Below are 19,096 nucleotides of genomic sequence, written 5' to 3' on the forward strand. Positions count from 1 at the left end.
GAGTAGTCATGCGTATCGGATTTCCGACCGACGACGAGCTGCGGGAGAACTTCGCCGAAATGCTCGAATCGGTCCGCAACGGTGGTGGCCTGCGCACCGAGACCGGGCTCGATATGACCACGGAGGACGCACTGTGGGCGATCGCCCGGGCATACCCGGAGGTCACCGAGGAGCTGGTGGCGGCGGCGTGGACGGCCTTCGCGGGCCAGCTCGACGGCTCCAACGCCCGCCGGCAGCGGGAGGAACTCGCACGGCAGTTCGAGGAGATGCGGCGCGCCCAGGGCGGCCGATGACGTTCGCGGGAGTGCGCGCGACCCGGGGTGGCCGGGCGCCGGTACCGGTATGAGGAGAGGGTTCGCCCAGTGACCAGACCAGACGAGCTGCCCGGTTCCGCATCGGCCGCGGGTACGGCGCCGGCGACGGGTCCCGGTGACCTGGACGCCGCCGCCCAGGACACGACCGCCGGTCCACTCGCGTCCGGCGAGGCGGCCGATACCTCCGCTCCCGAGAACGATCCGGATGTGGGCTTCACGTTGACGCCCCCGGAATCGGAGCCGGACATCGCGGACCGCGCGCGTGTGCTGATGCATCAGGTCGCCAGAGAGCTGGGGACGGTGGCTCCGGAGGGGTGGCTGCGGGTCGACGCCGTCTTCGCGTCCATGGTGGCCGCCGATGTCGGCTTCGCCCTGTATGCCGACGCGGAGCAGCGCACCGTCCGCTGGAATCCGACACCTCGGGTGCTGGCGCTGGTGCGGGAGCATCGGCAACTGTCGGCACAGCTGGGGGACGGGCCGTGGTGGCGGCTGCTGCTGAGCCTGAACAACGAGGGTCATATCGAGGTCGACTACGACTACGGCGACGAGCCGTTCCCCGAGGACCAGCTGTTCGCGCCGGAGATCTACCGTGCCGACCTGGAGGTCTTCCCTCGCAGCACGCTACCGGTGTGGCTGGCCGCCTATGTCCGGCACGGTGATCGCCAGCAACGCCCCCCGGCGGTGGCCGCCGCCCGTGCCCGCGCCGAGCGAGAAGCCGGTATCACCGCCGTGACCGTCGAGGGGCTGCCGCCGCTGACGGTGACCGCGGCACGCTGGACCGTGCTGGCCGCCGCGTTCGTCGCGGCCGGTTCCGAATGGGGCCCCCGCCTCACTCCGGCCGTGCGCTGGTTCGAAGGTGCCGGTCGTAGCGGCTGCACCCTCTATTCGCTGCCGGGCGGCCGGGCCGTGCTGTCCGGCGGGGTGTGGAATGCCCCGGAACTGGATGCCGTCTACAACCGGGAGGCCGCGCTACCGGAACTGTTCCGGGGAGCGCCGGAATGGGTCGCCGGTCCGGTGCTCAATCACCGCATCGGTACCGGTCAGCTCACCTTCTGCTACTGGTGGGACGGTGCGCGGTGGTTTGGGGGCGAGTCCCCGCCCGTGCCGCAGATCATCGCCGCGGTCCCGGGCATCTGGGATCGCGATACCGTCGTGCGGATCATCGGCGGCCTGGTGGGCCAGGATCTCGACGACGAACAGCGCGCGGCGGTCGGGGCCCTGGTTTCCGCCGCCGAGGCCGGATCGGTCACCCGCGCCGCGCTCGAGTCCGTATTTCCGGCAGCCGGTGATTCCGAACTCGATACCGCCCACCATCAACTGGTGATGGGCGGTGTCACCGCGCCCGAACCGCTGCCCCCCGAGGCCGCCGTCGACCGGGTGGCCGCACACCTCACTGCCGGAGGCGAGGACCTCTCGGGCTACCCCGTCGACCGGCTGCGCGCGGAACGGGTGAGCACGGGCTGGATGGTCTACGTACCCGTCGAACCGGGGGAGATCGCGGTGGGCCGCGCGATTTTCTATCTCGCCGACGACGGCGTGCTGGAGCGGTCGTCGTCCTCGGTGGCGCCGTCGCGCTATATCCCGGAATTCGAGCGCCGGTTCCGCACCCGCAATCGGGCCATGATCTAGCCGACCGCGCGCCGCGGTCCGGGCATCCGGCAGCGCCCTGTCGCTTCCGAGTACGTCACGTCGAACGAAGAGACACTTGAACTATGGGCAGTATTCAGTTCCCATTGGAGAAGCGGTACTGGAACGGTAAGGCGGGCCTGGGATGGTCGGTGCCACCATCGTGTCCGAGCGCGAGAGCAACGATGAGGGAGGATCGTGTGCCGAGGGGTTTGCTGTTGGCGGGTCGGAGGCGACCGCCATATTCTGGGGAGGGGCCGCGACAGCATGATCGGTGCTCGCGTGATCAGGCCCATGAGGTGGTACGGATCCTGCGGTGCGGCAGGAGCGCCGAAGACGAAATACGGCGCCGAATCGTCATTCGAACCGGAATCACAAAGGTTGGTTTGAAGCCGAGCCGACTCGGTCGGCGAGCTGGCAGGAGTGTGATCGATGTCCGGCGATAATCCCTGGGGCGCGTTGAACTCCTCTGCCCAGAACGGAGTCTTCCGGCTCGATGACGGGGTCGCGCGCCGGGCCGCGAATGCCTGTGCCGATGCATGGGACCAACTCGTCAATGCCTCCGGCGGGACTTCGTGGGGCTCCGTGAGCATGACCGCGGTCGACGAATTCGGTAATCTCCAGTCCGGAAAGGATCTTTCGAGGTTCTTTCAGGATATGGGCACCGAGCTGGTGAACGATATCCTGCCCAAATACGAGCGGGCGCTGAAGGATATGGGTGAGGCCTTCATCATCGGCGGCAATCTGCTCGAGGGTAGCGACGAGTCCGCGGCAGGCATGTTCCAGGGCATGAAGGACCGCAGCGAGGCAGATCAAGCGGTATCCGATATCGGCACGAGACCGGCAGAGGATTACGACACCGGCGTCGAGGACGGCAGAGTTCTCGATACGCAGCTTCCGCCGGACTACAGCGATGGTGCGTACGCGATATACGACGATGACCCCAACAATGATTCGGAACGGTTCAAAAAAGGGTCTACCTACGCCGCGGCAGGCGGCGCGCCGCCGCTGGATGGTAGTCAGCCCGGAATGCGAACCGCGGATGTGGACCCGGAGCCGCCCTCGTATCTCTCCCACGAGCGTGCCGTTTCCCTGGGCAACGCGATCCGCATGAACTCCAACGCCAACGATGTCCGGTCGCTGGCGGCGACATGGAAAAGCATGGGCGAGAAGATCGATGTCATGAGCTTCACCCTGAAGCAGACCATCGACAACGAAATAAGGAACGGGTGGGACGGGTCCAGCGCCGACCAGGCCACGGCGGCCGTGGAGAGGTTTCGCGGCTCAGGAAAACAGCTGGCCCAGAACATGATGCAGATCAGCGGAGTACTACTCAACGCCAGCGGCTGGCTGACGGCCACAGACCTCGGCATGCCCTTCGTCGAAACCACCGATGAAGCACGCAGGCATGCGGAGACCTTGATCGCGCAAGAAGCATTCCTCAACTGGTATACGCCGGGGCTGCTGGCGTCCGCGGTGCTTCCCGGCCTGGTGCCGCCCGCGGGAATGGGCACGCCGACCGGCGACGAGAACGGGGGTCGTGACGGCGGTGGAGGGGGTGGAGGCGGCAACGGCGGCGGTGGCGGCGGCGGAGCCGGTTCGCCTGAACAGCTGCAACAGCAGCGGGCGCTCGATGAGATCGATCAGCAGCGGGCCGAACTCCTGGAAGCGCAACAGCAGTTGGAGGAGCAGGCCCAGGCTCAGCAGGCGGCGCTGCAACAACAGCAGCAGGCGCTGGAGCAGCAGCCGGGTGCTCAGCAGATGTTGCAGGCAGCTCAGCAAGGCCTGCAGCAGCTCGGCCAGATGGGCCAGCAATTGTCCACCGCCGCACAGCAGGCGTTGCAGCAAGCCGGGATCACCGGACTGCCCGGGATGCCCGCACTCCAGGATGCGGTGAAGAACTACCAGTCCGCGTTGCAGAAGGCCGGGAAACTGCCCGCCGGCCTCGGTGGCGGTGCCGGTGGCAGCTCGGGAGCGGGTGCTCCCGTGAAACCCGGTCCGCTGCCCAACCTGGAGAAGGCCTCGAAGCTCTTCCCGCGGGCCTCGCTCGCCACCACGAGTACCGCCTCGGGTCAGTCCGTCGGCGTCGCGGCTTCCTCCATGGGCGCGGGTGCGCCGATGGGGGGTATGCCTATGGGCGGCGCCGGCGGGGCAGCTCAGGGCGGGCAGCAGAAGGACCACAAACGAGCCGACTACCTCGACTCCACCGAATGGCTCGAAGAGGGGATCGGTGACCCCTCGATCGTCGCGAAACCGGTGGTCGATTCGTGACGACCCGGAGCTGGAGATTCACAGCTCTCGAGTTCTATGCCCTGTGGTGCTCCGGCGGACGTGAGACCTTTCTGCCGTGGCCGTTCTTCTACACCACGGATATCGAGAAGGGGAGCGATTTCGATGCGGCCCGGCGGGCTGCGCTGGAAGGCCTTCGGCAGCGGCTGGACACCTCCTTCGACCAAGTGCTCGAGACACTGATCCAACCTGAGATCCGGCTGGTCGCGAGCGGCCGGGAGGTTCGTGACCCGCGGAACGTCGAGGGATTGGTGCGGCTGCTCGCCGCGCGGCGGGGTGTGAACGGATATGTAGTGAAGCAGCTTCCCGGCAAGGGATTCGCCTATGCCGGGGGATTCGTCGTCACCGAAACCACAGCGGTCGGCCTGGGCGGGGCCCTGGTCGGCGAATTGCCGGAAGCCCGCCCGGGCGAACAGGCGGAGATGGTGTTGCCTCACCGGGCCGACAGGCAGGTAGACGAAACGTACGGTCGCTCGTCCGTGCGTGATTCGTTCGAGACCCCACCCGGTGAACGAGCCATGCGTTTTCTCGACGCGGTGGCGGTCCGATCGGGTCGTGTCGAGATCAGCCAGGGGACCTCGGTGTTCGGACCCAGGGGCAGGATTCGCTTCGAAGTCGAATGGCGAGATCTCGACGATGGGCGCTACGTCATCGACGATCGGGACCCTCCAGTGGCATCACCGGCGGATCCCGGCAAGATGACGGCGGTGATCGACACCAGGATCGCCCGAGTGGTGCGTGCCATCAAGGATGAAAGATCCAGTCTCCGAGGTTGACCGCTGGGGTTGCCCTCGGGCGTACCGCCGAAGAGTCGGCGCCGGAAACGGTTTCGATCCGGCCGAACCACTGGCACACTGTTAACAGTTGGGCCGCTGGGCGGGAAAACTCGGTCGAGGCAAACGAGGACACAGCATCGCCGCTGTGTTCATCGCCGGCGATCAGGAGGTTCGGGGGTATGGGGTTGTCGTCGACGCGGCAGCGTCCAGTGTGTCTGTGCCCGAAGCGGGCGCAGACAACAGCGGCGAACGGGTTTCGGCCCGACCGCTTCGCTATTCGGTTGTGGGGTCCGGGGGTGGGAGTCCCGGGATTGGACCGCCACAGCGTATATCTCCGTGACCAGGCAGTCCTCACCCTTCTTCCCCAATCTTGGGAATGCGCCCCCAGCTGCGGCGATCACCCGGTATCCACTGACCACCCGCAGGCCCAACACCCACTGCTAACCCGGGGTTCACCTGCGCGAATGATACTGAGCCGCAAGCAACTGCGAGCCCGGACGGGAATGCGCGGTGCGGGACGGGACGGTCCGCACTCGCCCGGCGGAATCCAGGAGTAGGAGCACAACGATGAACACACCCGCTGCGCCCGGGGATCAGGAGTTCCCTACGGAGTTCACCGCCCATTCGCTGACCGGATCCATCCGGGTCCGGACATCGGAAGGTGGTGTGCCGGTTGCTGTCACGGTCGAGCCGGAGAAGTTGAAGGGCGATCCCGACGCACTGGCCGGGGAGATCCTGCGGCTGTGTAAACAGTCCGCGGCCCGCGCGGGGCTGGCCCGGCGCAAACAGCTGGAAGCCGCCGGATTCACCGAGGACATGCTGCGTATGGCCGGTCTGCCCACCGAGGCGGAGGTCGCGCGGCAGGAGATCGTCGAAGAGCAGGATTACCACACCGAACCCCAGAGTTGGCTGCGCTCGGTATAGGCGCGGGGAGAAGTCGCGAGGTTGTCATGGTCGAAACGATGGACGAACTCATCGCCCGGGTGCAGGCGCAGGTCTACCGGCTCACCGATCTGCACGAGGCGATGGTCGGGATTTCGGTAACAGAAACGTCACCCGACGGCGCGGTTACCGTCGAGGTGGATGGGAACGCGGCGCTCACGGGGCTGAGCCTTACCGCGGCCGTCAACAAACTTTCGCCGGCGGAGTTCGAGAAAGTGCTGGTGGAGACGGCCCGGGCAGCCGCCTATCAGGCCATATCGCAGCGGGCCGATCTGGTTACCGCCTTCAATTCGGAAAGTACGAGGTAGTCACCGACTGTTAACGCGCCGCGGTCGCGGCCGTTGGTATCAGCTGGGTACCGTTGAAAACGAAACATTGTGGGATGTTTCGGGATTGGACACCAAATGAATCACGTTCACGCAGTTCCGGAAGCGATTGTCGGTTACGGTAACGCCTCCGCGGCGATGGCCACGGGTGTTGCGGCCGCCGCCGAAATCGATCAGGTCGCCACTGTCGCGGCCGCCGCACCGGTCTTCGGTTTGATCGGTCAAGAGTTACTGCTCGCGTTCGCCTACGCACAGGCCAATCATCTCGCCTCGGTCGCCCAGCTCGCGGGTGTGCACGCCGGGACCGCGCTGACCGCGTTCCAGGCGGCGGCAAGCTATGCGGGTACGGACGCGGTCAACGGTATGGACATCGGCACGGTGACCCGGCTGCCATGAGCATGGCACCAGCTTCCCCGCCGCCGGGCGAGCAGCCGCCACCCGGAGCCGACCCGCTGGATCCGACCATCCTGGAGCTGCTGCGAGGTAGTGCGCTGGCACCCATGCTGGATATGCCGGTGAACGATATCCTCGCCAACCTGGGATTGCCCGGTCTTCCGGAGTTTCCGGCGTTCGGTCAGCTGCCCGGGATGCCGCCACTGCCGACGATCGACCTGAGCGCGCTGATGCGTCCGCTCACGGATCTGGCCTCGGCGTTCGGCACCGGGCAGTTCGCACCGCCGACTCCCGCCGCACCGTCGGTCACGGGTGATCCCGCGGCCGCGCCGGCGGCCCCACCGATCGATCCGATGCAGATGCTTTCCCAGGTCGGCACCGTGATGCAGTCGGTACTGCAGGTCGCGCCGCAGTTGCTGCAGACGGTGATGCAGCTGTGGCAGGGTATGGGCGCGACGGAGGCGGCGACGAAATCGGCTCAGGCGACCGCGGACGCGGGCGCGCTGGAAGCCCAGAGCCTGCAGGAGAAACAGCACCTCGGTGAGGGTGCGGTAACGGTCGGCACCGGGGCCGCGCTGATGACCGCGGTGATCAGCGCCTTCGCCGTCAAACTCGGACTCGCTCCGCTCTACTGCTCCACGCCGGGTGGCCAGGCGCTGCTGGTGGCCTTCGCGGCGGAGGCAGGTGCCGAGGGGCTGGCGGTCACCGCCAAGACCAAAGGCGAGCTGGCCGTGGAGAGCGGCCTGATGGTGCAGGCCGGGCAGAAGGTGCCGATCACCAGTGCGCCGACCGGGGTGGACCCCAGCGAACAGATGAATCAGCTCATGCAGATCATGGGCATGGTCACCCCGCTGATCAGCAGCGTCGGTCAGATCGCCGGTTCGATCGGCCAGAGCATCGGCCAGAGCGGGCAACAGCTGAACCAACTGGCCGCGCGGCATACCGCCGAGCGTCCCGACACCGCCGGGATCGAGCACGGTGCCGACGGTGAACCGGGTGAGAAGAAGGACATCTCGGCGGGTGGCGGTCTCGGTGGCGGTATGGGCGGGATCGGTTTGGCCGGTGGCGGTGCACCCGCTCCGCTCAACGCCTTCCCCGGCTCCAAACTCGCCGCGCCCGGACCTCTCGGCGCGGTCGGCGCCCCCGGAGGCCTGGGTAATTCGTCGAACTCGGCCGGGATGTCGTCGGCCGCGAATTCGTCCGGCACCAGTTCGGGCACGAGCAACAGCCCCGGCTATATGCCGATGGGTGCGGGTATGGGCGCCGCGGGAATGGCCCGTGACGGCGAATCGATCACCGACGGCTCGGCCCGGGGCCCCGTCTCGGCCGAATACGGCGACGAAGTGGTCGGGCAGATGGACGGCATCGCGGTGCCGGTGGTCGGAGCGGCGGATACGGATTCCGAACCGCCGCCGGATAAAGAACTGACGCTCTAGGCGAACGCCGGCGAGCAGGCACAGGAGGGTTCCCATGGAAAACGAGATCGGTCAGGTGTACAACGGCGTCCGTTTCGATCCGGACGCGGCCGGCAAGGCGTCGTCCGGTCTGGACACGCTGGCAGACCGGCTGGCCGCGGATCTGGCGGCCGCGCAGGACGCGCTGACGGTGCTCCCGGCCGGTGCGGACGAGGTGTCCGGCCGCGCCGCGCAGACGCAGAACGATGTGGCCGGCTCGTTCCTGAGCAGTGCCCAGGCCAGCGTGCACGAGATCCGCAAACTGGCCGCGACGCTGCGGCTGAGCACCACTCAGTTCGGCGGTATGGAATCCGACAACACCGTGAATTTCGGCGGCCCGAAGGCCTGACCGGCTGCTACGGCGTCCAAGACCGGAGGGGGATTCCTCGGAGATGATCGAACCACCACAGCCCGGCTTCACCGGAGTGGTCTGGCCCGCGCGTCCGGCCGATCGGCTGGCGCGCGAACTCGCCACCGGCCCCGGCGGTGTGCCCATGGCCGAGGCCGTCCAGGCCTGGGCCCGGGTGGCCGCCTCGCTCGGTGCGGCCGTGGTGGAGTACGAGAAGGCGGTGCACGAGGTCCGCGGTGCGTGGGGTTCGGGCCGCAGCAGTGAAGTACTGCAGCGGATTTCGACGCTGCGGGACTGGCTGATCGAGGCCACCGCCGCGGCGGCGGCCAACGCGGCACGATTCCAGGCGCAGGTCGCCGCCTACGAGGTGGCGTTGCTGGCGATGCCGGCCATCACCGATATCCAGCAGATCCAGCAGGTGCAGCAGATGCTGGAATCGATCAGCGGCTCGATCGGGGCGGCCATGAAGGCCGTCGCGGCGGACGCCGACAAGGATTCGGATATGGCCAAGGCGGTGGCCAGCCGGGTCATGGAGAACTACGAGAAGGCCACCGAACCACTGGCCTTGCCGTGGCAGCAGACGCAACCTCCGATGATCGCGCCGGAAACCGCCCTGGCCGCCGAGAACGCGGCCGCGGTCGCCACCGAAGCACCGAAGCCCACTCCCGCGCCGGTCGGCGGTATCGCTCCCATGCTGGGCGGACTGTCGATGCCGGGACCGGCGGCCCGCACACTGACCGCCTACACCGCGCCGGCCTTCGCCAAATCCACCGCGGTGCGGGAGGTCGTGCCGAATTCGGCGTCGGCGGGCAACGCGGGCGCCAGTTCCCGTGCGCCGATCGCGCCGGGCATGATGGGCGGCCACGGCGGCGGAGGCGGCGGTCAGGAAGCATCGCGGTTTCCCCGGGCCTCGCTCCCCGGCGAGGACGAGCAGTTCGCCGCTGCCGGCGAGATCCAGGCCGCGCCCGCGGTGCTGGGCGGTGTCGAGGCGGCGCAGACGGCTCCCGGAGCACGGACCGGAGGGAACGCCGGTGGGTGATCGCGGATGACAGTACTGAGCAACGACGCCCTGCTCGCCGTCGCCGAACGGCTCCGGGTGCAGACGCTGCCCCTGGTCCTTTCCGTCGGGCCGCGTCAGGACTCCTACGACGAATGGGTCGCGGCGCGGGAGCGGGCGATCGCCGATCTCACCACGACCGGCGTGTTCGACGAAGACGGCGACGTCGAAAGCGGATTGGCCACAGCGCTTTCCGTGCTCTCGCAACCGGATCGGGAACTGGTGGCACGCCACTATTCACCGGACGGCGCGATCCGGGTGTGTGTGGGTTATCGCAATGAACTGCACGCCGCCGCGGTACGGGCGGGTGACGATTTCGATATCGCGCTGTGGTCGTGCGACGGGTCGCCGGAAGAACTGGCCCGCGCGATACTGGGCGCCCTTCCGCGATGCGAACCGGCCGATGTCGCCGGTTTCAGCGCGCCGACAGCGGAACTGGCCGAGCGGTTGGACCACGCCGAGGACACCAGCGACTATGTCGACGCGATGTATGCCTCGGGCGTGCCCGCTCGCGACGCCACGATTCTGGGCGCCGCTTTCGGCTCCTGCCAGGCCTTCACCGAGATCGTGGCCTACGGCCACGAAGACGGACAGTCGGTCCGCGCCCCCGGGGCGGTCGCGGTATACGACACCGAACGCGGGCGGCTCGTCGCCGCCCCCACGGTTTCGCCGGATCAACAGATCTGGTCCACGGTCACAACGGGCAGCGACTATCGGGTGGCCCAGGCGGTTGCCGCGTTGCTCGAGGGACTGCCCGGGGGGAGGTGGCTGACACCTTAGTTCCCCTGGTGACTACTCCACCGATCTCCTTCGCACGCGGTCGGGCGATCTCGTGCAAAACAACCTCACGAAAGGATCCCAGTAATGGCGACACAGGGTGTTGATCTCGATCTCGAGCTGGTCAAGAAGGCCACCGGCGAGATGTACCAGGCCATCGAGAATCTGCGCATGTCGGTCAAGGCCGTCGACTCCGCGGGCGACGCCGCCCGTGCGGGCTGGAAGGGTGACGCGAACGCGTCGTTCGTCACCACCTCGCAGGCCTGGAGCGACGAGTCCGATCGGCTCAACCAGAAGCTCGACGAGCTGACCAAGGCCACCGAGGATGCCACCCAGACCATCCTGGGCATGGATGAGGACGCCTTCATCCCCGGCGGCGGCTACACCAGCCTCTGATCCGGCCCGGGTAGTACTTCCACCAATCCGCTCCACCGAGAAGGAAATGGGAACATGAGCGATATTTTGTACGACCGCCCCACTATGGAGGCGCTGTTCGATGCCCTGAACACCGAGGGCAGCAAGATCCAGGGTGAGATCGAGGCCCTGGCCACCGCCAAGGACAACTTCCTCAACGCCATGGCCAGCCAGGGCGCCCAGGAAGGTTTCCAGAGCGCGCACCAGTCGGTGAACACCGAGCTCGAGGACACCCTCCACAAGCTCGACCAGCTCGCCATCGCGGTGGAGAACGCGCTGCAGCGCGCCCTGCAGACCGATAAGAAGATCGGCGACGGCTTCGCCGCCTTCGCCTGATCCACCCCTCGGGCGCGATAACGAGAACGGCCGGCCGGATCGGATGACGATCCGGCCGGCCGTTCCGCGCGCCGGGGTCAGCGAGCAGCGAGTGATTCGCCGATGTAGTGCATCTCTTCCCTGGTGGTGACCATATTGACGGTGGTGGTCACCGCGGGCGTGCGGATCGTGAGACGGTTCGGCGCCGCGGGATCCTGGATGAGGGAGACATCCGCCTCGACCGAACCCGCGGGTTCGTGCGGCTGCCGGACGTGCACGATGGTCGCGCCGCCGGCATGCGAAACCGGTGGGACACCGTCGAATACGAGAACCGTGGTGCTCGGATAGGGCGCCGTCGGCATGGGAGGCGGGCCGGGCGGGTGATAACTGGCGCCCGCGGCCCGTGGCGCGATGGTCAGGACCTGGGGGGCGTCCAGATTGCGGACCATCGTCTGCCACGCCTCCGGTCGCGCGGTGTGCACGATCGCGTGCGCGCCCAGTCCGGTGGCCCGCAGGATGACCTGCTGCGCGAGATCCAGGGTGCCGATCACCTCGAGCTGGCGGGTGCCCTCACCGATCAGCGGTACCGCGATACCCTGGCCGCGATCGTCCGCGCCGATCAGCTGGCCGCAGCCGGCGGTCGGCACCGTGAATTCGGTGAGCGCGGCCAAAGTGCCCCGGTAGGCGACCTCACGGCCCCAGCGTCCGGTGTACCCGACCGGCAGCGTATCGAGCAGGATGCGCAGCTGATTTCCGTAGAGTTCGCGCAGGCCCGCCAGCGGCGGCTGCTCGGGTGGTTCGACGGTGTCGAACCGGACCACCGCGTTCAGGACCACGGTATCGGCGAGTTCGGTATGCGGATCGCCGCGGTTGATCCCCGGCCGCAGCCGCAGGGTGACCGTGGTGGACAGGCCCGGCACGGCCCAGATATCGGCCAGGCCGCGCGGCCCCACCATATCGGCGCCGATCTGATATTGCGCGAGGTAGCGGCCCTGGGACTCCAGCCATTTGGGTTCCTCGGTGATCTGCTCGACCGCGAACCCGTGGGTCAGTTCCCGGACCGCGGTGTTCATCTCCGTGGCGGTGAGTACCGAGGCGGCGATATCGTGCGCGGCCAGCCGGTTCGCCACCCGCCGGGTGGCGATGATGGCGGCCCGCAGCGCTCCCGTGCCGCCGCCGCCCCTGTTGTCCACCGCCTCGGCGTTGGCCAGCGGATCCAGCCGCAGCACCAGCCAGCAGGTGCGGTGTGCGATAGCGGGCAGCGGTCCGAGGATCCGGTCGTAGAGATGGGCGGCCACTCCGGTCCCGGCGGTACGCGCTCCGGTGCTGACCACATCGATGCCGGCCAGGGTCAGATCGAACTGGTCGAGGCAGCGCGCGATCTCGGGCAGCGGCAGCAGCTGTTCGGTATTGAGCGATCCGGGACGCAACAGGGTCAGCGTGTCCGGCGGCGGATCGATCCGCAGCATGGTCAGCAGCAGATCCCCGTCCCAGCGCACGCCGTAGCCGCCGCCCTCGGGGAGCGGGACGTCGAAGGCGGCCGCCTGTTCCAGGCGTTCGGCCGATACGGTGCCGCGCCGGGTCAGCACCCCGGCGATCCGGGCCACCAGGGTCCGGCCGCCGAAGGGTGCCAGGCAGATGAGCCCGGCCGCGACTCCCGCCCCCAGCGAATACCAGACCGAATCGGCGAATGCCAGCACAATCCACGCGACCGCCGCCGCGAAAAGAATGCCGGGAACCACAATTCGCAGCGGAAATATTCTGAAAAGCCAGAATTCTGGATCCCGCAAAGTGTCGTAGGCGGAGCGGCGAATATTCTCCGAATTCTGGGAAACCATTCGGTCCGGAATTTCCGGGTCCGGTGGTCCGGCGTTCATCGTCTCGTTCACAGTTGTTCGTTCCTGCCTCGGCTGCGCTCGCTTACCGGTGGGCCATCAGGGATTTCACCGATATGGGCCGACGTGACCGTCGTGAATTACGGTACCGTGTCGGCAGAGATTGCGGTCGAGAGCGCGATGGAGTCCCAGTGCCAGCACAGCTGACCACCCGTGCCCAGGTGAACGGGTACCGTTTCCTGCTTCGCCGTCTGGACCACGCCCTGGTGCGACGCGATGTCCGGATGCTGCACGATCCGATGCGCTCCCAGATCCGCTCCCTGCTGGTCGGTTTGGTGCTGGGGATCCTGATCGTCGCGGGCGCCGCGATTCTGGCGCTGCTGCGCCCGCAGGGTGCCATCGGGGACGCGCTCATCGTGTCCGGCAAGTCCAGCGGTGCGCTGTATGTGGTGGTGAAGAAGGACGACGGCAGTCAGACGCTGCATCCGGTGCTGAACCTGGCGTCGGCACGTCTGATCACGGGCAGCAACGCCGAACCGCACGCGGTGAAGGACGACAAGCTGGGTGCGTTGCCGCGGGGCCCGCTACTGGGTATTCCGGGAGCGCCCGGGGCGCTGCCGGGTTCGGCGCAGGACGGCGACTCGCACTGGTCGTTGTGCGAGACCATCGAGTTGTCGGCGGGCGGCAGTGCCGCCTCGGCCGTCGGCGCCACCACCACGATCGTCGCGGGCCGCCCGCAACTGGGCGAGCGTATCCGCGCCGGCGGTCCGGCCGAATCCCTCCTGGTGACCCGCGATGACAAGACCTACCTGACCTACGACGGGAAACGCGCCGAGGTGGATCCCCGCGATTCGGTCATCGCGCGGGCCCTCGATCTGCCGGCCCACCGGCCACGTCCGGTGGGCACCGGCTTCCTCGGCGCCACCACGCAGGTGCCGGCCCTGAAGGCGCCGGCCATCGACCGTGCCGGCCAGCCCGGGCCGGGACCGCTGTCGGAAGTCCCGGTGGGCGGGATCATCTCGGTCACCGGAGTGCGCGGCAATACGAATCCGGAGATGTATGTGGTCCTGGCCGACGGCGTGCAACCCGTCTCGCCGTTCGCCGCCGAAGTGATCCGGTATGCCGACTCGCAGGATATGAGCGAGGTGAAGGTGATGCCGCCCGACGCCCTGGACGGAGTCTCGGTCGTGCACCGGCTGCCCATCGACGATTTCCCCGAGGCCGTTCCGGAGATCGTCGACGCCGAGGACGCCCCGGTCACCTGTGTGGCCTGGGCGAAGTCGCCGGGGACCGCACCGGCGGAGGAGGGGGCCGGTGAAGGCCCCGAGCAGCGGGCCTCGGTGGGCCTGCTGCTCGGCACCGCGCTACCGATCCCGGATTCCGCGAAACCGGTCCGGCTGGCCACCGGCGACGGCAGCGGCGACCGGGTCGACCAGGTATACCTCGAACCGGCACATGGTGAATACGTGCAGATCACGGGTATGGAACCGGGCAGCCCGCGCCGGGGCAGCCTGTTCTACGTGGCCGACAACGGGGTCCGCTACGGCGTTCCCGGCCCGGCCACCGCGAACGTCCTGGGGCTCGGCAAGACCCCGCATCTGGCGCCCTGGGCGATTATCGGCCAGCTCGTACCCGGGCCCACGCTGGATCCGCAGGCGGCCCTGATGAGTCACGATTCACTGACCGAAGGCTAGTCATGCCGCCCGGCCGCCCTGCCCGGTGCGACTCCCGGCTTCCGGACGCCACGCGCCGGAGCCGGGAGGACCGGAACTAATCGACCTCGGTCCATCCGATATTGAGCGAAGCGAGGATGGTGGCCAGCGCGAGCCGCATATCCGGCTCCTCGATCCGCCGCAGGACCGATTCGTCGATATCGGCGAGGTCCAGCGTTTCGTCGTTGGCCAGGCGGAACTCGCGCTCCTCCTCGGCCGCCTCGATGACATTGCGGATGAAACGGCCGTTACCGGCGAGGTCCACCCCGCGCCGCGGCTGGCCGCTCTGGTCGGTGCTCTCCATCGCGTAGAGCCGGTCACAGGCCCGGACCAGGACCTTGAGCGCTTCCTCGGAGAGATCGGAATCCCGCTTCTTCGCGACGACCTCGCCGATCTGCCCGAGTTCGCCGGCGTTGTAGGACGGGAACTGCAGGCGTTTGGAGAAACGCGAGGCCAGACCGTCGTTCGCGGCCAGCAGGCGGTCGATCTCACCGTCGTAACCGGCGATGATCACCACCAGGCGGTCGCGGTCGTTCTCCATCCGGGCCAGCAGCGTGTCGACCGCCTCGCGACCGAACGCGTCGCCCCCGGAGAGACCGGTCTGGATGAGGGTGTAGGCCTCGTCGATGAAGAGCACGCCGTCCATGGCGCTGTCGATGAGCTTGCCGGTCTTGATGGCGGTGCTGCCCAGGTGCTGGCCGACGAAATCGGCGCGTTTGGCCTCGACCATCTTCTCGGTCTGCAACAGGCCCAGTCCGCAGTAGATCTTGGCGACCACTCGCGCGATGGTGGTCTTACCGGTGCCCGGCGGGCCGGTGAAGGCCAGATGCTGGCCGCGCGGCACGCTGGCCATGCCCTTCTCGGCCCGGATCTTGGCCAGCTGGGCGGTGGACTGCAGTTTGGCGACCTGGTTCTTCACCGAGGCCAGGCCGATCTGGCCGTCGAGTTCGGCGCGGGCCTCGGCCAGGGTCTCCTTGGCCCGGTCGGCGACCTCGGCCCGGTTCATCTGCTCCATCGTGGGAGAGGAAGCGGGATCCCATTTATCGGTGCGGGCGGCGATGACCTCGTGGCTGGTGATCGTGATCCGGTAGGTCCGGTCCCGCATGGCCGAGGAGTTCGCGGCGAAATCGGGCGCCTGCGAGTAGACCTTCTCGAAAAGGGCCTGCGCCTCCTCTTCGCTGCCGGTTTCGCGCAGGCACAGACCGCGGCAGAACATGGCGGTCGAGCGGGCGGCCGGGATGGGGCCCGCCTCGGCGGCCTGCATCCGGCGGATCGATTCGGCGAACAAGCCCAGCTGGGCACAGGCCGTCCCGACCATGACGTGCGCGCCCGCGGCGAGATATGGATCATCCCAGTCGGCGGAGCCGGCCAGTACCGACATGACATCCGGCCAGCGCTGGGTGGTGTAGTGCAGAACTCCGCGCACATAGGCGGCGATCCGGGTGTCGGCGGTGTGTTCGGCGTCGGTGGCCTGCCTGCCGCGGTGGAACTCGTCCAGCTGGTCGAGCACCCGTTCGGCCTCGCCGAAATCCTTGTCCGCCAGCAGTTGCGCGGCCCAGGCCAGGGTGATCTCGGTCTTGCCGGACAGCGGGTAGTCGATGTAGAGCCCCGGCTGGAAGCGGCCGGCCAGTTCGCGCGGCCGCAGGCCCACCCGCCGCTGTTCCCGATACAGCGTGCTGTCGCAGGTCTTGTGGAGGTTGAACAGTACTTCTTTGGTGAGCTCACCCGCCGCGGCCCGGCCGAGCCACGCATCGCACATGCCCGGGTCCCACTCGGTCGCCCGCTGGAAGGCCAGCTTGGCGTACTCGAGATCCCGGGTCGACTCCTGTCCTTCGATGGACAGACCGAGCGAGAGAACTCCGGCATCGAATGCGCGTTGAGCTTGGCGGTTGCCGGTCATTGCAGTCGCTCCCCGAATTCTTGTATAGGCGTGAAGAGAACGTTTATCTCGATACCAGACTACCGATCGCGCGCACCTCGGCGCTCCGTTACATTAGGTTCAGTTGCCGGGAGGACGCAACGTGATGCCAACCAGCCGAGAGTGCCCGATCAGTGCCGAAGTTGCTCGTACCGAAGATGTTCCGCAGCGCGGTGCGGATCGGAATGCGAAACGTGGATTGCAGATAAATGAAATGTCAATGGCTGAGGCGTAAATTGTTGATCGGTTTGTGGGTGGGAAGATGAGTACAGTGGTCGAGGCGCCGAGCGCCACCCGCGCGCAGGAACCGGAACTGAGCAGGGTTTCGGTCATCGGGGGAAACACTCAGGTCGATGTGGGGCTGCCGGCCACGGTGCCGATCGCGAGCTTCATCGGCGACCTGGTGGCCCTCATCGAATCCCGGAACCCGAGCACCACCGACTCCGAGGAGGATTCGGCTCCCGCCGGTGCCCAGCACTGGACGCTCGCCAGGCTCGGGCGCGAGGCGATCGCCCCCAGTCGCACCCTCAACGAGGCCGAGGTCTACGACGGTGAACTCCTGGTGCTGCGCTCGGTCAGCGCGAAGGAAGCGCCCGCGCTGTTCGACGATGTGATCGATGCGGTATCCCGGCTCACCGCAGAGGAATTCACCGGCTGGTCCGGTAACTCGGCCCGCTGGATGGGATTGGTCGCCTCCGCGCTCACCGTCCTCACCACCTTGGTTGTGCTGGTCTTCGCCCGCGGCGACGGCGATCCACTGCTGCCCGGGGTGGTGCTGCTCGGATGCGGGCTGGGGGCTCTGGTCGCCGCGGGGATCACCGCGCGCCGGTACCGCGACGAACTCACCGCCTCGTGGTTGTCAGCGGACGGGCTGATGCTGCTGTTCGGCGGCGCCGCCCTGGTCGTGCCGGGCACGCTGGGCAGTCCGCATCTACTGCTGGGCAGTTCGGTGCTGCTGGTGGCCGCGGTTCTCGGGCACCGGCTCACGGGCGTGGGCGCCACGCTGTTCTCCGGCGCGGCGGCCGCGGCGGTGATCGCGCTCGCCACCTCGGTGATCTATCTGATCTGGCATCCCGGGCTGCCGAAGGTCGGTGCGGGCCTACTCGTCGCCGGGATCATGTTCCTGTCGATGGTGCCGCGGCTGGCGGCGCTGCTCGCCCGGCTGCCGGTACCGCCGGTGCCGACCGCCGGTGCCGCGATCGATCCCGCCGATCACGAGCCGCGTCCGACCATCGAGGGTATCGGCGCCATCGGGGCCACCGCGCTGCCCTCGGCGGCGGGGCTGGGCGAGCGGGCGCGCGCCGCGAACCGGTTCCAGACCGGACTCATCGCCGCCTGCACCGCGAGCGCCGTCATCGGGGCGTTCGGGGTCGCCGATCCACTCGGGAACTATCGCTGGCAGGGCATCACCCTGGCGGTGATCACGGCGATCATTCTGGCGTTGCGCGGCCGCTCCTTCGCCGATATCGGGCAGGCGGCCTCGCTGATCGGCGGCGCCTGCGTGATCTTCGTGGCCCTGATGGTCGGATTGTCCTTCGGGAACGGCGATCTCGTGCTGGTCTGCGTCGGGATCCTGCTCGCGTTCACCCTCGGCGTGATCGTCTTCGGGGTGATCGGGACCCATATCGAGGTCACTCCGGTGGTGCGGCGCGGTATCGAGCTGTTCGAGTACGGGCTGATCATGGCGGTGATCCCGCTGGTGCTCTGGATGATGGGGGTCTACGGCATGGCCAGGAACCTGAGTATATGAGCTCCCGCCCGTTGCGCCGCGGGCTGCGGCGGATCGCCTGTGCCGTCACCGCGTTCGGTGCGGGTGCGGTGCTTGCCGTCGCGCCGGCCGCGGCCGTCCCACCGCCCGCGATCGACGCGGGCGCCCTCGGCGCCGCATTGGCCATCAGCGGCCGGCCCGCGCCGCTCGAACCCACCGAACAGAGCGCGGTATGTGCCGAACCGCTGCTCAGCGGTGCGCCACCGAGTGCGCCGCCGATGTCACAGCAGGTGCTGAATCTGCCGGCCGCCTGGCAGTTCAGCCGGGGAGCGGGGCAGAAGGTCGCGGTGATCGATACCGGTGTCAACCGCCATCCGCGGCTGCCCAGGCTGCAGCCGGGCGGTGACTACGTCTCCGATACCGACGGGACCGTGGACTGCGACGGGCACGGCACGCTGGTCGCCGGGATCATCGGCGCCCAGCCGAGCCCGGACGACGCCTTCGTGGGTGTCGCACCCGATGCGGAGATCCTCGCCATCCGGCAGCTGAGCCTGGCGTACGAGAAGAAGGACAACAACAACCGCGACGCCCCCGGAAAGATCAGCCCCGAAGGGTACGGCAGTGTGCTGACCCTGGCCGGGGCGGTGGTGCGAGCCGTGGACCTGGGCGCCACGGTTATCAACATCTCCGAGGTCGCCTGCACCCAGGCCGGTCTCGATACCGCCGACGGCGCGCTGGGAGCGGCGGTGAAATACGCCTTCGACCGCAATGTCGTGGTGGTCGCCGCGGCGGGCAACCTGCAGACCGACGGCGCCTGTAAGGACCAGAACTCCGGCTCCGGCTGGGAGTCGGTGGCCACCGTCGCCAGTCCGGCGTGGTTCTCGCCCTACG

At 68.0% G+C, this 19,096-nt stretch carries 18 protein-coding genes; 16 read left to right on the forward strand and 2 right to left on the reverse strand.

The window, feature by feature from the left end:
- The 13 genes from ACWDU1_RS13565 to ACWDU1_RS13625 all read left to right on the forward strand — a co-directional run.
- A partial coding sequence (locus tag ACWDU1_RS13565; RefSeq protein ID WP_449998416.1) for a hypothetical protein occupies nucleotides 1-293 on the forward strand: 293 nt, incomplete at its 5' end.
- Nucleotides 294-362: 69 nt separating this feature from the next.
- Nucleotides 363-1,943: a hypothetical protein gene (locus ACWDU1_RS13570; RefSeq protein WP_449998418.1), complete on the forward strand. Its 1,581-nt coding sequence runs from the start codon at nucleotides 363-365 to the stop codon at nucleotides 1,941-1,943.
- Between the two features lie 429 nt (nucleotides 1,944-2,372).
- Nucleotides 2,373-4,211 (forward strand): WXG100 family type VII secretion target, encoded by a 1,839-nt coding sequence (locus ACWDU1_RS13575; protein ID WP_449998419.1) that lies wholly within the window; start codon nucleotides 2,373-2,375, stop codon nucleotides 4,209-4,211.
- Nucleotides 4,208-5,005 (forward strand): ESX secretion-associated protein EspG, encoded by a 798-nt coding sequence (locus ACWDU1_RS13580; protein WP_449998421.1) that lies wholly within the window; start codon nucleotides 4,208-4,210, stop codon nucleotides 5,003-5,005. Before ACWDU1_RS13575 ends, ACWDU1_RS13580 begins: the two co-directional genes overlap by 4 nt.
- A 567-nt stretch (nucleotides 5,006-5,572) precedes the next feature.
- Nucleotides 5,573-5,929, forward strand: coding sequence for a hypothetical protein (locus ACWDU1_RS13585; RefSeq protein WP_449998423.1), 357 nt, complete (start codon nucleotides 5,573-5,575; stop codon nucleotides 5,927-5,929).
- A 38-nt stretch (nucleotides 5,930-5,967) separates the two neighbouring features.
- Nucleotides 5,968-6,255: a YbaB/EbfC family nucleoid-associated protein gene (locus ACWDU1_RS13590; RefSeq protein WP_449998424.1), complete on the forward strand. Its 288-nt coding sequence runs from the start codon at nucleotides 5,968-5,970 to the stop codon at nucleotides 6,253-6,255.
- Nucleotides 6,256-6,351: 96 nt separating this feature from the next.
- Nucleotides 6,352-6,669, forward strand: a complete 318-nt coding sequence (locus ACWDU1_RS13595; RefSeq protein ID WP_449998426.1) for a type VII secretion target — start codon at nucleotides 6,352-6,354, stop codon at nucleotides 6,667-6,669.
- Nucleotides 6,666-8,102: a hypothetical protein gene (locus ACWDU1_RS13600; protein WP_449998428.1), complete on the forward strand. Its 1,437-nt coding sequence runs from the start codon at nucleotides 6,666-6,668 to the stop codon at nucleotides 8,100-8,102. The genes ACWDU1_RS13595 and ACWDU1_RS13600 overlap by 4 nt, the downstream gene beginning before the upstream one ends.
- A gap of 34 nt (nucleotides 8,103-8,136) precedes the next feature.
- Complete coding sequence (locus tag ACWDU1_RS13605; RefSeq protein WP_449998430.1) at nucleotides 8,137-8,469, forward strand: PE family protein; 333 nt, start codon at nucleotides 8,137-8,139, stop codon at nucleotides 8,467-8,469.
- 43 nt (nucleotides 8,470-8,512) lie between these two features.
- Nucleotides 8,513-9,508, forward strand: coding sequence for a PPE domain-containing protein (locus ACWDU1_RS13610; RefSeq protein WP_449998432.1), 996 nt, complete (start codon nucleotides 8,513-8,515; stop codon nucleotides 9,506-9,508).
- 6 nt (nucleotides 9,509-9,514) lie between these two features.
- Nucleotides 9,515-10,306 (forward strand): ESX secretion-associated protein EspG, encoded by a 792-nt coding sequence (locus tag ACWDU1_RS13615; RefSeq protein WP_449998433.1) that lies wholly within the window; start codon nucleotides 9,515-9,517, stop codon nucleotides 10,304-10,306.
- Between the two features lie 84 nt (nucleotides 10,307-10,390).
- On the forward strand, nucleotides 10,391-10,699 hold the full coding sequence (locus ACWDU1_RS13620) for a WXG100 family type VII secretion target (RefSeq protein ID WP_449998435.1): 309 nt from the start codon (nucleotides 10,391-10,393) through the stop codon (nucleotides 10,697-10,699).
- 54 nt (nucleotides 10,700-10,753) lie between these two features.
- Entirely contained in the window at nucleotides 10,754-11,053 is a 300-nt protein-coding gene (locus tag ACWDU1_RS13625) for a type VII secretion protein EsxR (protein WP_357422137.1), read from the forward strand.
- 77 nt (nucleotides 11,054-11,130) lie between these two features.
- Here the strand turns inward: ACWDU1_RS13625 and eccE are convergent, their stop codons facing one another.
- A complete protein-coding gene (gene eccE, locus ACWDU1_RS13630; RefSeq protein ID WP_449998437.1) occupies nucleotides 11,131-12,774 on the reverse strand; it encodes a type VII secretion protein EccE in 1,644 nt (547 codons plus the stop codon).
- A 284-nt stretch (nucleotides 12,775-13,058) separates the two neighbouring features.
- Here eccE and eccB point away from each other — a divergent pair, with 284 nt between their 5' ends.
- Nucleotides 13,059-14,561: a type VII secretion protein EccB gene (eccB, locus tag ACWDU1_RS13635; RefSeq protein ID WP_449998438.1), complete on the forward strand. Its 1,503-nt coding sequence runs from the start codon at nucleotides 13,059-13,061 to the stop codon at nucleotides 14,559-14,561.
- 76 nt (nucleotides 14,562-14,637) lie between these two features.
- On the opposite strand, the gene eccA is transcribed toward eccB, so the two are convergent.
- Nucleotides 14,638-16,479, reverse strand: a complete 1,842-nt coding sequence (gene eccA / locus ACWDU1_RS13640) for a type VII secretion AAA-ATPase EccA (RefSeq protein WP_449998440.1) — start codon at nucleotides 16,477-16,479, stop codon at nucleotides 14,638-14,640.
- A 280-nt stretch (nucleotides 16,480-16,759) separates the two neighbouring features.
- On the opposite strand from eccA, the gene eccD reads away from it, so the two are divergent.
- Both eccD and ACWDU1_RS13650 read left to right on the forward strand, forming a co-directional pair.
- A complete protein-coding gene (eccD, locus tag ACWDU1_RS13645) occupies nucleotides 16,760-18,247 on the forward strand; it encodes a type VII secretion integral membrane protein EccD (protein WP_449998442.1) in 1,488 nt (495 codons plus the stop codon).
- Nucleotides 18,244-19,096: S8 family serine peptidase (locus tag ACWDU1_RS13650; RefSeq protein WP_449998444.1), on the forward strand; the 853-nt coding region annotated here is incomplete at its 3' end. The genes eccD and ACWDU1_RS13650, both read left to right, overlap by 4 nt.

The sequence above is a fragment of the Nocardia sp. NPDC003345 genome (genome assembly GCF_053589395.1).

Bases quoted from the DNA above. Each gene is read 5' to 3' on its own strand.
- ACWDU1_RS13575 (WP_449998419.1), top strand. From the start codon at position 2,373: ATGTCCGGCGATAATCCCTGGGGCGCGTTGAACTCCTCTGCCCAGAAC.
- ACWDU1_RS13585 (WP_449998423.1), top strand. From the start codon at position 5,573: ATGAACACACCCGCTGCGCCCGGGGATCAGGAGTTCCCTACGGAGTTC.
- ACWDU1_RS13590 (WP_449998424.1), top strand. From the start codon at position 5,968: ATGGACGAACTCATCGCCCGGGTGCAGGCGCAGGTCTACCGGCTCACC.
- ACWDU1_RS13595 (WP_449998426.1), top strand. From the start codon at position 6,352: ATGAATCACGTTCACGCAGTTCCGGAAGCGATTGTCGGTTACGGTAAC.
- ACWDU1_RS13600 (WP_449998428.1), top strand. From the start codon at position 6,666: ATGAGCATGGCACCAGCTTCCCCGCCGCCGGGCGAGCAGCCGCCACCC.
- ACWDU1_RS13605 (WP_449998430.1), top strand. From the start codon at position 8,137: ATGGAAAACGAGATCGGTCAGGTGTACAACGGCGTCCGTTTCGATCCG.
- ACWDU1_RS13610 (WP_449998432.1), top strand. From the start codon at position 8,513: ATGATCGAACCACCACAGCCCGGCTTCACCGGAGTGGTCTGGCCCGCG.
- ACWDU1_RS13615 (WP_449998433.1), top strand. From the start codon at position 9,515: ATGACAGTACTGAGCAACGACGCCCTGCTCGCCGTCGCCGAACGGCTC.
- ACWDU1_RS13620 (WP_449998435.1), top strand. From the start codon at position 10,391: ATGGCGACACAGGGTGTTGATCTCGATCTCGAGCTGGTCAAGAAGGCC.
- ACWDU1_RS13625 (WP_357422137.1), top strand. From the start codon at position 10,754: ATGAGCGATATTTTGTACGACCGCCCCACTATGGAGGCGCTGTTCGAT.
- eccA (WP_449998440.1), bottom strand. From the start codon at position 16,479: ATGACCGGCAACCGCCAAGCTCAACGCGCATTCGATGCCGGAGTTCTC.
- eccD (WP_449998442.1), top strand. From the start codon at position 16,760: ATGAGTACAGTGGTCGAGGCGCCGAGCGCCACCCGCGCGCAGGAACCG.